At 71.9% G+C, this 14,219-nt stretch carries 13 protein-coding genes; 5 read left to right on the top strand and 8 right to left on the bottom strand.

All coding sequences use genetic code 11. From position 1 onward, the window contains the following. Positions 1-27: 27 nt before the first annotated feature. The 7 genes from KBX00_RS14860 to KBX00_RS14830 all read right to left on the bottom strand — a co-directional run bounded on the left by KBX00_RS14860 (position 28) and on the right by KBX00_RS14830 (position 9,522). On the bottom strand, positions 28-1,098 hold the full coding sequence (locus KBX00_RS14860; protein WP_210827237.1) for a succinate dehydrogenase/fumarate reductase iron-sulfur subunit: 1,071 nt from the start codon (positions 1,096-1,098) through the stop codon (positions 28-30). Beyond that, the gene (locus KBX00_RS14855; RefSeq protein WP_210827236.1) at positions 1,098-3,065 is read right to left on the bottom strand and encodes a fumarate reductase/succinate dehydrogenase flavoprotein subunit; all 1,968 of its coding nucleotides are present in this window, start codon (positions 3,063-3,065) and stop codon (positions 1,098-1,100) included. The genes KBX00_RS14860 and KBX00_RS14855 overlap by 1 nt, the downstream gene beginning before the upstream one ends. 11 nt (positions 3,066-3,076) lie before the next feature. Next, on the bottom strand, positions 3,077-3,883 hold the full coding sequence (locus KBX00_RS14850) for a hypothetical protein (protein WP_210827235.1): 807 nt from the start codon (positions 3,881-3,883) through the stop codon (positions 3,077-3,079). 259 nt (positions 3,884-4,142) lie between these two features. Further along, positions 4,143-5,576 carry a TldD/PmbA family protein gene (locus tag KBX00_RS14845; RefSeq protein WP_210827379.1) on the bottom strand — a complete coding sequence of 478 codons (1,434 nt, stop codon included), beginning with the start codon at positions 5,574-5,576 and terminating at the stop codon, positions 4,143-4,145. An 88-nt stretch (positions 5,577-5,664) separates the two neighbouring features. After that, positions 5,665-7,101, bottom strand: coding sequence for a TldD/PmbA family protein (locus tag KBX00_RS14840; RefSeq protein ID WP_210827234.1), 1,437 nt, complete (start codon positions 7,099-7,101; stop codon positions 5,665-5,667). A 34-nt stretch (positions 7,102-7,135) separates the two neighbouring features. Then, a complete protein-coding gene (locus KBX00_RS14835) occupies positions 7,136-7,288 on the bottom strand; it encodes a hypothetical protein (RefSeq protein WP_210827233.1) in 153 nt (50 codons plus the stop codon). Between the two features lie 92 nt (positions 7,289-7,380). Further along, positions 7,381-9,522: a prolyl oligopeptidase family serine peptidase gene (locus KBX00_RS14830; protein WP_210827231.1), complete on the bottom strand. Its 2,142-nt coding sequence runs from the start codon at positions 9,520-9,522 to the stop codon at positions 7,381-7,383. An 86-nt stretch (positions 9,523-9,608) separates the two neighbouring features. Here KBX00_RS14830 and mshB point away from each other — a divergent pair, with 86 nt between their 5' ends. From mshB to KBX00_RS14815, 3 genes are all read left to right on the top strand, one after another. Then, a complete protein-coding gene (mshB, locus tag KBX00_RS14825) occupies positions 9,609-10,568 on the top strand; it encodes an N-acetyl-1-D-myo-inositol-2-amino-2-deoxy-alpha-D-glucopyranoside deacetylase (protein WP_307868657.1) in 960 nt (319 codons plus the stop codon). 14 nt (positions 10,569-10,582) lie between these two features. Further along, positions 10,583-11,017 (top strand): hypothetical protein, encoded by a 435-nt coding sequence (locus KBX00_RS14820; RefSeq protein ID WP_210827221.1) that lies wholly within the window; start codon positions 10,583-10,585, stop codon positions 11,015-11,017. A gap of 112 nt (positions 11,018-11,129) precedes the next feature. Further along, positions 11,130-11,594 (top strand): hypothetical protein, encoded by a 465-nt coding sequence (locus KBX00_RS14815; protein ID WP_210827219.1) that lies wholly within the window; start codon positions 11,130-11,132, stop codon positions 11,592-11,594. A 9-nt stretch (positions 11,595-11,603) separates the two neighbouring features. Here KBX00_RS14815 and KBX00_RS14810 read toward each other — a convergent pair whose 3' ends face one another. Continuing rightward, entirely contained in the window at positions 11,604-12,632 is a 1,029-nt protein-coding gene (locus KBX00_RS14810; protein ID WP_210827217.1) for a GNAT family N-acetyltransferase, read from the bottom strand. A gap of 79 nt (positions 12,633-12,711) precedes the next feature. Between KBX00_RS14810 and fdxA the strand changes: the two genes are divergently transcribed. Next, the gene (gene fdxA / locus KBX00_RS14805; protein WP_030490464.1) at positions 12,712-13,038 is read left to right on the top strand and encodes a ferredoxin; all 327 of its coding nucleotides are present in this window, start codon (positions 12,712-12,714) and stop codon (positions 13,036-13,038) included. Beyond that, complete coding sequence (gene dapC, locus KBX00_RS14800; RefSeq protein ID WP_301547977.1) at positions 13,035-14,138, top strand: succinyldiaminopimelate transaminase; 1,104 nt, start codon at positions 13,035-13,037, stop codon at positions 14,136-14,138. The genes fdxA and dapC overlap by 4 nt, the downstream gene beginning before the upstream one ends. The last annotated feature ends 81 nt before the right edge of the window (positions 14,139-14,219 follow it).

Raw genomic sequence — 14,219 nt, 5'->3', positions numbered from 1 at the left:
CCGCGGCCCCCGTTGATGTTCGGGTGGTTAGTGGTTGCGCTCGTCCTGGTCGGGGTGGGCGAAGTTGAGGTGCTCGGGGGGGAGGGGGAAGGTGACGTCGTCGCCGAAGGGCGACGGAGCCGCCGCGCGGTCGAAGGTTAGCTCCGTGAGGGGGAGCTTGCCGCTGGCGTCGACCGCCGGGGCGGTCGGGTGGGGCACCTCACGGTGCCAGTTGACGCCCTGCTGGGCCTGAATCTCGGCCTGGGCGTCGTGGGAGCCACCCGCGTGGGAGTGAACGCCGCCGCCCGCGGCGCTGGAGCGCACCGCGCCCGGGGAGTGTCCGCTGGTCACGCTGGTCTGAGGCACCTGACCCCTCCGGAAGATCTTGCTACCGAGCCACACGAGTGGATCGTACCTGCGGTCGACGACCCGTTCCTTCATGGGGATGATCCCGTTGTCGGTGATCTTGATGTGCTCGGGACAGACCTCGGTGCAGCACTTGGTGATGTTGCAGAAGCCGAGCCCCTGCTCGGTCTGCGCGTAGTCCTTGCGGTCGGTCCGGGTGTCCAGCGGGTGCATGTCCAGCTCCGCGGCCCGGATGAAGTACCGGGGGCCGGAGAACGCCTGCTTGTTCTCGTCGTGGTCCCGGATCACGTGGCAGACGTTCTGGCACAGGAAGCACTCGATGCACTTGCGGAACTCCTGCGAGCGCTCCACGTCGACCTGCTGCATCCGGTAGTCGCCGGGAGCCAGATCGGCCGGGGGAGCGAAGGCGGGGGTCTCCCGCGCCTTCTCGTAGTTGAACGACACGTCGGTGACCAGGTCGCGGATGACCGGGAACGTCCGCAGCGGGGTCACCGTGATCGTCTCGTTCTCCTCGAACGTCGACATCCGGGTCATACAGCCGAGCTTGGGCATCCCGTTGATCTCCATGGAGCAGGAGCCGCACTTGCCGGCCTTGCAGTTCCACCGGCAGGCCAGGTCGGGCGCGTCGGTGGCCTGCAACCGGTGGATCACGTCGAGGACCACCTCGCCCTCGTTGACCTCGACCGTGTAGTCCTGCAGGTCGCCACCCTCGGCGTCACCCCGCCAGACCCGGAACTGGCGCTTCGTCCCCATCAGCGGTTCTCCTTCTCGACGTCAGCGGCGGCGGCATCGGCGGCGACGAGGGCGTCGAACTCGGTGAGCTCCTCGTCGGTGAGGTACTTGGCCAACTCGGCGCGGTCGAACAGACCGATCAGTTCGGAGCGCATCTTCGGCAACGGCTTGCGTTCCAGCCGGACGGTGTCGCCCACCAGCGAGCAGACCAGGTTGACCCGCCGCCACTGCGGATCCATCGTGGGGAAGTCCTCGCGGGTGTGCCCGCCGCGCGACTCGCGCCGCTCCAGCGCCGCCTTCGCGGTGCACTCGGAGACGACGAGCATGTTGCGCAGGTCCAGCGCCAGATGCCAGCCCGGGTTGTACCGCCGGCCGCCCGCGGCGCTGACCTTCGCCACCCGCTCGCGCAACTCCGCCAGGCGGGCCAGCGCGTCCTCCAGTTCGGCCTCCCGCCGGATGATGCCGACCAGATCCCCCATCACCGCCTGGAGGTCCTGCTGGAGGGTGTACGGGTTCTCGCCGGTGTCCCGCTGCAACGGCGCCAGGGCGGTCTCCACCGCCGTCTCCACCGCTGTCACCGCCACCCGGGGGCGGCCGGTGAGCTGGTCGACGTAGGTGGCGGCGTGGCCGCCCGCCCGCTTGCCGAAGACCAGCAGGTCGGACAGGGAGTTGCCGCCCAGCCGGTTGGAGCCGTGCATGCCGCCGGAGACCTCACCGGCGGCGAACAGCCCCCGCACCGCGCCGTACGCGGCGCCGCTGTCCGGGTCGACCTCCACGCCACCCATCACGTAGTGGCAGGTCGGACCGACCTCCATCGGCTCCTTGGTGATGTCGACGTCGGCCAGCCCCTTGAACTGGTGGTGCATCGACGGCAGACGACGACGGATCTCCTCGGCCGGCAACCGGGAGGCGATGTCCAGGTAGACGCCGCCGGCCGGCGTACCCCGACCGGCCTTGACCTCGCTGTTGATCGCCCGGGCGACCTCGTCGCGGGGCAGCAGTTCCGGCGGACGCCGGTTGTTGTCCGGGTCGTCGTACCAGCGGTCCGCCTCCTCGGGCGTCTCCGCGTACTGCTTGCGGAAGACGTCGGGGACGTAGTCGAACATGAACCGCTTGCCCTCGGAGTTCTTCAGGATGCCACCGTCACCGCGTACCGACTCGGTGACCAGGATGCCCTTGACCGATACCGGCCAGACCATCCCGGTCGGGTGGAACTGGAGAAACTCCATGTTGATCAGAGTCGCGCCGGCGCGTAGCGCCAGCGCGTGGCCGTCCCCGGTGTACTCCCACGAATTCGAGGTGACCTTGTAGGACCGACCGACGCCACCGGTGGCGAGCACCACGGCGGGCGCTTCGAAGAGGACGAACTCGCCGGACTCCCGGTAGTAGCCGAACGCGCCCGCGACCCGGTCGCCGTCGAGCAGCAGCTCGGTGATGGTGGTCTCGGAGAAGACCTTGATCCGTGCGTCGTACGAGCCGTGCTCGCGCTTGTCCTCCTGCTGCAACGACACGATCTTCTGCTGGAGGGTGCGGATCAGCTCCAGGCCGGTCCGGTCGCCGACGTGCGCCAGCCGGGGGTACTCGTGGCCGCCGAAGTTGCGCTGCGAGATCTTCCCGTCCTTGGTGCGGTCGAACAGCGCACCGTAGGTCTCCAGCTCCCAGATCCGCTGCGGCGACTCCTTCGCGTGCAGCTCCGCCATCCGGAAGTTGTTGAGGAACTTGCCGCCGCGCATGGTGTCCCGGAAGTGCACCTGCCAGCTGTCCCGGCTGTTCACGTTGCCCATGGCCGCGGCGGCGCCGCCCTCGGCCATCACCGTGTGCGCCTTGCCGAACAGCGACTTCGAGATGATGGCGGTCTTCTTGCCGGCCAGCCGCGCCTCGATCGCCGCGCGCAGGCCGGCGCCGCCGGCCCCGATCACGACGACGTCGTAGTGGTGTCGTTCGATGCGAGTGGTAGCGCTCGTGTCGCGGTGAGAATTGGTCGTCATGTCAGGGGCCCTCAGTTGATGAACCGCAGGTCGGAGATCCACTCAGCGGAGACGGCCATGACGTAGAAGTCGGTCAGGGCCAGCGTGCCGAGCGTGATCCAGGCGAGCTGCATGTGCCGGACGTTGAGCCAGGAGACGTAGCCCCAGGCCCGGTAGCGGACGGGATGCTTGGAGAAGGTCTTCAGCCGCCCGCCGATGATGTGCCGGCAGGAGTGGCAGGAGATGGTGTACGCCCAGAGCATGACCACGTTGCCGAGCAGGATCAGGTTGCCCAGCCCGAAGCCGAAGCCCTCGGGGCTGTGGAAGGCCAGGATCGCGTCCCAGGTGTTGATCAGCGAGATGATCGCGGCGAAGTAGAAGAAGTACCGGTGCGAGTTCTGCACGATCAGCGGGAACCGGGTCTCGCCACCGTACGAGGCGTGACCGTCGGGCACCGCGCAGGCCGGCGGCGACAGCCAGAACGACCGGTAGTAAGCCTTGCGGTAGTAGTAGCAGGTGAGCCGGAACAGCAGCAGGAACGGCAGGGTGAACGCGGCGTCCGGGATGATCCACCAGCCGGGCAGGTACTGCCCGAAGTGGGCGGCCTCCGGCAGGCACCGGTCGGTCACGCACGGGGAGTAGAACGGGGTCAGGTAGTGGTAGTCCTCGACCCAGTACCACTTGTGCATGAAGACCCGGACCGTCGCGTACGCTACCCACGCGCTGAGCCCGATGACCGTGATCAGCGGGGCAAACCACCAACGGTCCGTCCGCAACGTCTTCGCCGCGATGGCGGCGCGTGCGCGCACACCCCGCGGTTTCGTTGCCGATGATGTCATTCGCGTCGTCTCCCTGACGGGGCCCTGTCACGGGCGGCGGAACACTTACGGGCGGCACGCGGACCCGGGCGAACCCGCACCCGCCTGTCGCGTCATGCGCGCACCAACGACCGCGCCGGCGTACCGGAGCAGCTAAGTGACACACGTTACGCCGATCTAGGCGGGCCGTCCGCGCAAGGCAGTGTCCCGTGTGTCCCGCACTTTGGAAAGCCTCTCGCCAAGATCGATATGCGAGCGTGCGGAAAAGATCGACAAACGGTCAGCCGGACGCCCCGCCGGTGAAGTTCCACGAGGCCAACCGCAGTGGCGGGGCCTCCCACCAGACACCGTCCACCCGGTCCGGCAGGCGTACCGCGCGCCGGCCCAGCTCCAGCACCGCCCCGGGGGCGAGCGCCCGGGGGTACGACTCGGTGAAGCGCAGATCGCGGACCGCCCGGGTGATCCGACCGTCCTCGACCAGCCACAACCCGTTGCGGGTCAGGCCGGTGACGACCAGACTCAACGGATCCAGGACCCGGGTGTACCAGAGGTCGCTGACCAGCAGGCCGCGGCCCATCCGGGAAACCAGGGCGGCGGTGTCCGGATCGCCGATCGCACCGTCCACTGCCGGGCCGCCGAGCCCTTGACCGCCAGCCAGGAAAACGCCCGTCGGGTCGGCTGCGCCCGCCGTGCCGGCAGGGGCGAGGCGCAGGTTGCGGGGGATCGGGCCGAAGGTGGGGCTGCCGGCCCAGGCGTGGCCGGTCGAAGCGACGCCCAGCTCGGCGGCGCTGCGCCGGTCGTGGGTGACGGCGCGTGTGGTGCCCGCGTCCACCAGGGTCAGTGCCCGGGTCGGGGTGCCCTCCAGGTCGAACGACAGCCCCGAGGCGGCGAGCGGATCGTCGACCAGGGTGACCGCACGATCGAACTGGGCCACGCCGGGAGCGGCGAACGACTGACGTTCGGCGTACCGCCGGCCGTTGAAGCCGTACCAGGCCAGGTTCTCCAGCAGGTCCGCGACGGCAGCCGGCTCAAACACCACCGGATAGCGTCCGGGGGGCAGCTCGACCGGGTGGACCGCCGCCCGCGCCTTCGCGGCGGCCTCCCGCCCAAGGCCGGTGCCGTCGAGGTCGGCGAGCCGATCGACGTGCTGGCGGGCCGTGCCGTCCGCGCCGCCGGCCCGGGCGATGCCGTCCATCGCCGCCTCGGCCGCCTGCCCCTGAGCCGAGTGGCCGGCCGAGTTGGCGAAGGCCGTGACGCGGTAACCCGTGCGGCAGTATCCGGCGGTGGTCAACCCGGCGGCCGCGTCGACGAACGCCCGGACCAGGGCGGCCCGTTGCTCCGGTCCGGCGTGGGCGATGGCCGGGTCCCAGTCCGGGACGGGCGCCACCGGTGTCGCGGGGGTGAGTCCCGGCCAGGCCGGATCCGGCGGAGTGAACCGGGCCGCCGTCAGCACCCGCTCCACCAGCGCGCGCAACCCGTCGGTGGTGACGGCGTTTCCGCTGCCGGTGGCGGTACGGCCGGCCAGGTGGACCCGCAGCCGGACGTCCACGGCGGACGCGGCCACGTTCTGGTGGATCGCCGAGTTGGCGAACCGGGTCAACGCCGACTCGACCCGGGTCACCGTCACCTCCGCCTGCGCGGCCGGCCCGGCCAGCCGGGTGACCAGATCCACCACCCGGCCGGCGATGTCCAACTCGGTGTCACCGGCCCGCATCGGCGCGCGACTCACGCCGCCTCCCCGGGATCGGCGACGCCGTGCGGCGCCACCACCGCACATCGTCGAGTCGTCGGCTGGCGGCCGGTCATGCGCGTACCCCAACCCGGACGTTGCGGAAGCGGGCCGGTGCCGACGGGTGCCCGGTGTGCCCGATCTGGCCGGGCTGGCCCTTGCCGCAGTTCGGGGTGCCCCACGGCACCGTCTCCGACGAGAGCATGTCCATCGAACGCCAGAACAGCGGGCCGATGCCGGTGTAGGTCGGGTTGCGCAGCATCCGTCCGCGCCGGCCGTTGCGGATCTCCCAGCCGATCTCGCAGCCGAACTGGAAGTTCAGCCGTTTGTCGTCGATGGACCAGGACCGGTTGACGTCCATCAGCACCCCGTTGTCGGTGGCGGCGACGATCTCCTCCAGGGTGTGCGGACCGGGCTCCAAGCCCACGTTCGTCATCCGCACCATCGGCAGCCGCGCCCACCCGTCGGCGCGTACGCTGCCGCCGTGGTCGAGGCCCGCGACGGCGGCCGAGTCCCGGCCCGCCAGCACACCCACCCAACGGCCGTCCCGCACCGCGTCGCGCTTGACCGCCGGTGAGCCCTCGTCGTCGTAGCCGAAACTGCCCAGCGCGCCGGGAATTGTCGGGTCGATGGTGATGGTCATCAGCTCGGAGCCGTAGCGCAGCGAGCCGAGCTGCGCGAGATCCAGCCATGAGGTGCCGGCGAAGGCCGCCTCCCAGCCGAGGATCCGGTCCAGCTCGATGGCGTGCCCGACCGACTCGTGGATCTGCAGGGCCAACTGCTCGCCACCGAGGATCAGGTCGGTCTCTCCGGTGGGGCAGAGCGGTGCGGTCAGCAGCGCCCGGGACTCCTCGGCGATCCGTGCCGCATGGGCGGTCAGCTCCAGCGAGTCGACAAGCTCCCAGCCGGTGGTGCCGTACTGACCGCGGTAGCTCGGCCAGGACCGGCGCTGGGTCTCGTCGGCACCGACAGAGGTGGCCGAGATGCCGCCGCCGCACTCACGGATGCGCTGGTCGATGCGGTGTCCCTCGCTGGAGACGAACCACTTCGCGGTGTCCCAGACCTGGTAGAGCCCCTCGGCGAGGTCGGCGCCGTGCTCGGCCATGGTGCGGGTCGCGGCCACCAGCAGGTCACCCTTGACGGCGAGGGAGACGCCGAGCGGATCGACCGCGCAGGGCGCGGACCAACTCGCCGTGACCGGGGTGACCGCGACCAGGTCGACGGGCGGGCCCGGAACCAGCGCACTTGCCGCCGCGGTCCGCGCGGCCCGGTGGCCGGCGTCGCGCGCGGCCCGGTCGGACAGCTCCGGTACGGCGTGGAAGCCCCAGCTGGAACCGACAAGCGCGCGTACGCCCAGACCGACGCTCTCGTCCTGGGTCAGCGACTCGATGTCGCCGTTGCGGGCGGTCATCGACTCGTAGCGCCGGTGCATCACCCGGACGTCGGCGTAGCGGGCACCCGCGTCCAGCGCCGCCTGCACGGCCGCCTCGGCCGCCCCGAACTCGCTCATGGCACCCGACCCTAGGCCAGCCGACCGACAACCGTCAGGGAAGCAGGTCCTCGGGACGGATGGTCACCTTGACCGGTTCGCTGAGCACCAGCACCTGGCCCGGCTCGATGAGCAGGTACCACTCGGTGAGGTACTCCTCCTCGGTCCACGGGCCCTCGTGGTCGAACACCGCCACGGTCATGGTCACCTCCGCTCGTCCCGCCGGGATCCTGCCTGCCGGGGCGTCTCCATCGTCGCACCCTTCGTGCGAGTGGCACGGCGCCGAACCGTAGCCGCGGCTCACGCCCCGAGGTGGGTGCGGAGGAAGTCGAGTTCCAGGCGGAGGAGGCGTTCGGCGAGGCCACCGGCGGCCATGTGGGTGGCGCCGGTCAGCGGCAGCACCGAGTGCGGCCGGCCGGTGGCCAGCAACGCCGCCGACAGCCGCAGCGTGTGCGCCGCCACCACGTTGTCGTCGACCATGCCGTGCACCAGCAGCAGCGGTCGGGCGTGTGCCGGGTCGGTGACCGGCTCGGCGGCCAGTTCCACGAGCGAGTGGTGCGCGTAGACGTCCTCGCCGTCCGCGGGCGGACCCAGGTACCGCTCGGTGTACGCGGTGTCGTACAGGGCCCAGTCGGTGACCGGCGCGCCGGCGATGCCGCACCGGAACAGCTCCGGATGCCGCAGCACCGCCAGGCCGGCCAGCCAGCCACCGAACGACCAGCCGCGCACCGCGACCCGGTCCAGGTCCAGGTCCGGGTGCTTGTCGGCGAGCGCGGTGAGCGCCTCCACCTGGTCGAGCAGGATCACGTCGGCCACCCGCCGGTGGATGGCCTTCTCGAACGACGGGGCAATGCCCGGCGTACCCCGGTTGTCGGTGACCACCACCGCGAAACCGGCGTCGGCCCACCACTGCCGCTCCAGCCAGGCCGAGCGGGCGGCCACCACCTCCTGATGGCCCGGACCGCCGTAGACGTCGAGCAGGACCGGCAGCCGACGACCGGTGACGTGGTTGTCCGGGTAGAGCACCGCCGCAGGAAGCCGCCGGTCGGTCACCCGCTCCAGCAGCGGCAGCGGCGAGTAGCTGGGCGTGGCGGCCAGCGACCGCAGCGTGCCCACCTCCCGGTCTCCCTGGAACACCGTCCACCGCACGCCCGCGTGATCAAGCGAGGCGCTGCCGATGACCAGCACGCCACCACCGACCGCGCCGACGTGCCAGCCGGCCTCGCTTGTCATCCGGCGGGCGTCCACGCCGCCGCCGATGCTGGTCCGGACCCGGAACAGGTGCTGTTCGCTCGGTTCGCCGTCGCTCGCCTCGACCAGCAGGTCCGCCGGACCGCCGCCGGTGGCCAGCCGGCCGACCACCCGGCGCACGTACAGCGAGGGCGGGGTGAGCAGCGTGCCGTCGGCGAACAGGCAACGGGCGTCGTACCCGTCGTGGGCCAGCTCGCCACCGACGAGCACCCGCCCGTCGGGCAGGTGCGCGGGGGTGCCCGGAACCGGCTCGACCCAGCGTGGGTCGGCCAGCTCGGCGTGCACCTGGGTCTCCCCGGTACGCGGATCGACCGCGAGCACCAGCCCGTGCTGCTGGGCGCGGCGCAGCACGGTGATCAGTGGGGCGCCCTCGCCCCAGTGCACCGCGGTCAGGTACGGGTAGGTCTCCCGGTCCCAGTGCACGTCGACCCAGCCGCCGTCGAGGTCGAGCAGGTGCAGGCTGACCTCGGCGTTCGGGCCACCCGCGACCGGGTACGCGACGCTTGTCGGCGGGCTGCCCGGCTGTGCCGGATCGTGCAGGTGCCAGCGGGGCAGCCGGGTCTCGTCGACCCGGGCGGCGAGCACCGACCGACCGTCGGGGGCCCACCAGTAGCCGCGGTGCCGCCCGAACTCCTCCGCCGCGATGTGCTCGGCCAGCCCCCAGAGCACCCCGGAGTCCTCGCCGGCCAGGATGGTGTCGGCGCCGTCGCTGTCGATCACCCGCAGCTCGCCCCGGCGGACTCCCTCGGCGGCGTCGGTCACGTAGGCCAGCCGCTGCCCGCTCGGGTCGGGCCGGGGGTCGAGCACCGGCCCGACGGTGGGCACCTCGATCACGTCGCCGTGCACCAGGTCGGCCCGGAAGAGCCGCCCGGCCAGCGCGAACACCGCCACCCGACCGGCGGCGTCGAGGGCGTACGAGCCGATGCCGGAGGCACTCAACCGCAGCCGTTCCCGGCGGGCCCGTTCCCCCGGGCTCAGCGCGTCGGGGTCGGTGCCGAGCAGGGCGCCCGGGTCGGCGACCAGGGTTTCCGTGCCGGTCGTCAGGTCCAGCAGCCAGAGCGCGTCGGCCGGGTCCTCCGGCCCGGCCGAGCGTAGGAAGACCACCCGGGCACCGTCGTCGGCCACGGAGACGGCACGCGGCGCCCCGTGGCTGAACCTGCGGGTGCGGGCGGCCAGCTCGGGAAAGTCCACAGGCCAGATCGTAGGCCGGTACCGAGTCCGATGTGAGCGACCTGCGCGGACGCGCCTGGGCCGGTAGGCGAGAACCGCCGGTTAGAGTGACCGTCGTGACGACGCTGCCTGACCGCCGCCTGCTGCTGGTCCACGCGCATCCCGACGACGAGTCCATCGGCACCGGCTCGACGATGGCCCACTACGCGGCCATGGGTGCGCACGTCACCCTGGTGACCTGCACTCTGGGCGAGGAGGGTGAGATCCACGTACCGGAGCTGGCCGGGCTCGCCGCGACCGAGGCCGACCAGCTCGGCGGGTACCGGATCGCCGAGCTGGCGGCCGCCTGCGTCGAGCTGGGCGTCACCGATCACCGGTTCCTCGGCGGGGCCGGCCGCTACCGCGATTCCGGGATGATGGGGCTGCCGACCAACGAGCATCCCCGGGCCTTCTGGGGTGCCGACCTGGACGAGGCCGCCGGCCAGCTGCTGGAGATCATCCGGGAGATCCGCCCGCAGGTGGTCGTCACGTACGACGACAACGGCTTCTACGGCCACCCCGACCACATCCAGGCGCACCGGGTGACCATGCGGGCCGTGGAGCTGGCCACCGCCGAGGGCCTGGCACCGGCGAAGGTCTACTGGACGGCGATGCCGCACAGTGTGCTGGAGGCCGGCATGACGCACTTCGCGGAGGCGTCGGACAACCCGTTCGCCGGCATCGCCGACGCCACCGAGCTGCCGTTCTGCACACCGGACGCGCAGATCGCCGCCCGCATCGACGCCACCGAACAGCACGCCGCGAAGGAGGCGGCGATGCGCGCCCACGCCACCCAGATCCCGGCCACCTCCTGGCTGTACTCGATCGCCGGCAATTTCGGCGCCGAGTTCATGGGGGTGGAGTACTTCACCCTGGCGTTCGGCGAGAAGGGGGCGGGCAACGGCCCGTACGGCTGGGAGTCGGATCTGTTCGCCGGCGTGGACGCCGTAGCGCCGGACGCGGCCGGCGGCCCGGAGGCCGTCGGCGGTCCCGGCCGTAGACCGGTCACCCCGGCCGGTCAGCGGTGACGCTGCCCGCCGCGATGTCGGTCGCACCGCAGGAGCAGGAGCCGCCCCGGCCGATCCGGAGGTGGCGACGTCCGCTGGACGTCGGCCTGCGGGTGGCCGGCGGCGGGTTCGCTGTCGTGGCGGCGATGCTGAGCGCGGTGCTGGAGTTGCTGCTCGCCCCGCTGCGGATCGGCGGGCACCTGATCGGCGTCACGGTACTCGTGGCGGTGGCCGCGAACATCGCGTTGAGCTGGTTGGCCGTGGAGACCGTGGGCCGGCGCTGGGCGGTGGCGCTGCCGGCACTGCCCTGGGTGGCAGTCATGGTGATCGCCGCCGACCGGACCAGTGAGGGCGACGTCCTGCTCGTCGGCAACTGGGTCGGGCTCACCCTGGTGGTGGGCGGTGCGATGACCTTCACGGTGATGGCGTTCCGGTCGATCCTCGCGCCGGCCCCGGCTTCCGGACGGTAATCTCGCGCCGGCCCCGGCTTCCGGACGGTACTGACGCCGCTCAGCGACGGGTGGTAGATATTCCTGCCAGGAGACCCGCCATCCGGGCGGGCGGTACGGCGGGAGGCGTGTGATGGGACAGCGGTGGCGTGCGGTCGGGGTGCTCGCGATCGCACTGTTCGCGGTCAACGTGGTCGCCCGGCTGGTCATCCGGTTCGGCTTCGACGGCAACGACAGTGTCGCCGACCGGGTGTCGCTCGGGATGTTCGTGGTGATCGGTCTGCTGCTGGCCGGCGTCGCCTTCGTCTGGGGCGCGCGGCGTCCGTTGGCCCGCTGGGCCGGCGACGTGGCCGCCGCGATCGGCATCGCGGTCGGGTTGACCGTGCTGGTCGGGCCGCTGCTGGTCGGCGACAACCCGTTCGCCGGTGGCGGCGGTACGTTCTTCGCGCAGATCGGGCTCTATCTGGTGGCGACCACCGTCGGGACGATGCTGGGCTACCTGCTGCTGGTCACCCTCGGTCGCGACTACCGTTCGCGCAGCCTGCAACGGTACGCCGAGACCACCGCGGCCAAGCCCCGCCGCGTGGTCCGTCGCTGACCGGCCAGGTCACCGTGGCGCGACGCGGGTCAGATAGGTGTGGTGGGTGGTGAAGCCCAGCTTGCCGTAGAGCGCGACGGCACCGGCGTTGCTCTGCTCGACCTGGAGGAAGGCGTCGGTCGCGCCGGTCTCGGCGGCCCAGTCGGCGAGCGCCCGGATCAGTCGCACGGCGAGTCCCTGCCGGCGTGCGGCGGGCAGCACCTCGACCAGGCACAGCCCGAACCAGCGCCCCCGGCCGGTCACGGTGCCACGACCGACGGCGACGAGCACGCCGTCGAGGTACACGTGGGCGAAGCGGATGTGGTCGACGGCGGTGAGCACGTGCCGGGCGGCATCCGGCAGCCCGCCCTTGCGGCCGGCCGCGACAGCGAGCCAGTCCGCTGACGGCGCGGCGGCCAGCTCGACCACCGGGCTGGCCGCGCCCCCCGTGCCGGCGGCGCCACCCGGGTCGCCACCGGCTCCGGGGGCGGCGGACGCTGCGGCGACCGCGTCGTCGGATGCCGCCGCGAGGAGGGTGGCGAGTGGAGCGGTCTGCACCAGCACCAGTGGGCGGCTGCCCCAGCCGCGCCGGTCGAGTTCGCTGCCGATCGGTGCGGCCAGCGGCAGCGGCGTGTTGATCATGGCCGGCCGTCCGTTCTCGGCGTACCAGCGTTCGACCGCGTCGACGGCGGCCGGCAGCGGACGGTCCGGATCGCCCACCGGCAGCGCCGAGTTGGCCCGGCCGGTCCAGCCGTCGGCGGCCCGCAGCAGCCAGTCGCCCAACCGGGCCCGGACGGGTGCCGGCCATGCCTCGTCGGCGGCGAGTTCCAGCTCGACCATGGCGGCGGCGGTCGGCCGCCGGGCGGCCGGAACCCGCTTGGCCCGGTGCACCTCGGCGATCGGCACCCGCAGCCGGCCCTGTCGGGTGGTGAGCGTGAGATGTGTCTCGCTCAGCTCGACCAGCTCACCGAGGGCATCCGAGTAGACCGGACGGCCACCGCGTACGCCGACGCGACGCCGCACCACGATCCGGTGTCCCACGTCTTGCTCTCGGAGCACGATCGACCTCCTCCCCGGCGAGATACTAGGCTCTTACCGTCGCGGGTGATCGCGGCGTGTCTTGCGGAGGAGAAGACCGGTGACCTACATCATCGCCGAGCCGTGCGTGGATGTGCTCGACAAGGCATGCATCGAGGAGTGCCCGGTCGACTGCATTTACGAGGGCAACCGGATGCTCTACATCCACCCCGACGAGTGCGTCGACTGTGGTGCCTGTGAGCCTGTCTGCCCGGTGGAGGCGATCTTCTACGAGGACGACGTCCCGGAGCAGTGGAAGGACTACACCGGCGCCAACTACGAGTTCTTCGAGGATCTCGGCTCGCCCGGCGGGGCCTCGAAGGTCGGCAAGGTGGAGAAGGACGCCACCTTCGTCGCCGCCCAGCCGCCCCGCGGCGAGGGCCACTGAACCGGCCCCGCCCCGTCTCGTCGCGGCTGCCCGAGTTCACCTGGGACACCCTGGACGCCGCGGCCACGCTGGCCGCGGCGCATCCGGACGGCCTGATCAACCTCTCCATGGGTACGCCGGTCGATCCGGTGCCGCAGGTGATCCGGCAGGCTCTCGCGGACGCCTCGGACGCGCCCGGCTACCCGCTGACCGCGGGCACCCCGGCGCTGCGGAAAGCGATCACGGGCTGGGTGTCGCGGGCCTGCGGCGCGGGCGCGGACGGGCTCGGGGTGCTGCCGACGATCGGCTCGAAGGAACTGGTGGCCTGGTTGCCGACCCTGCTCGGGGTGGGGCCCGGCGACGTCGTGGTGGTCCCGTCGATCGCCTATCCGACCTATGAGGACGGTGCCCGGTTGGCCGGCGCCACCACCGTACGCGCCGACTCGCTGACCGCGGTCGGTCCGACGTCCCGGGTGCGCCTGGTCTGGGTGAACTCGCCGGGCAACCCGACCGGACGGGTGCTGCCCGCCAGCCACCTGCGCAAGGTGGTGGACTGGGCGCGTGAGCGCGGCGCGGTGGTGGCCAGCGACGAGTGCTACCTGCCGTTGGGCTGGGACGCCGAGCCGGTGTCGGTGCTGGCACCCGAGGTGTGCGGCGGGTCGTACGACTCCGTGCTGGCGGTGCATTCGCTGTCCAAGCGTTCCAACCTGGCGGGCTACCGGGCCGGTTTCGTGGCCGGCGACCCGGCGCTGGTGGCGGAGCTGCTCAAGATCCGTAAGCATGCGGGGATGATCGTGCCGGCGCCGGTGCAGGCGGCCATGGTGGCGGCCCTGAGCGACGAGCGGCACGCCGACGAGCAGCGGGAGCGGTACGGTGCGCGGCGCGAGACGCTGCGGGCGGCGTTCGTGGGCGCCGGTTTCACCGTGGCGCACTCCGAGGCGGGGCTCTACCTGTGGCTGACCCGTGGCGAGGACTGCTGGGCCACCGTCGACTGGCTGGCCCGACGGGGGATCCTGGTCGCCGCCGGTGTCTTCTACGGTCCCGGCGCGCGGCAGTACGTCCGGGCGGCGCTGACCGAGTCCGACGAGCGGATCGCGGCGGTCGCCGCCCGCCTGTCCTGACCACGGCCGAGGCGGTCGGATGCTGGTTCCGCTTTTGCCGACAGCTTTCGAGGTCGCGCCCGACACCTGCCGGGCGCGACC

Origin of the sequence: Micromonospora sp. C95 (assembly GCF_018070465.1) — a bacterium.
GTDB lineage: Bacteria > Actinomycetota > Actinomycetes > Mycobacteriales > Micromonosporaceae > Micromonospora.
The sequence above is the reverse complement of the archived record's forward strand: the minus strand, read 5'-3'. Positions and strand labels throughout refer to the sequence as shown.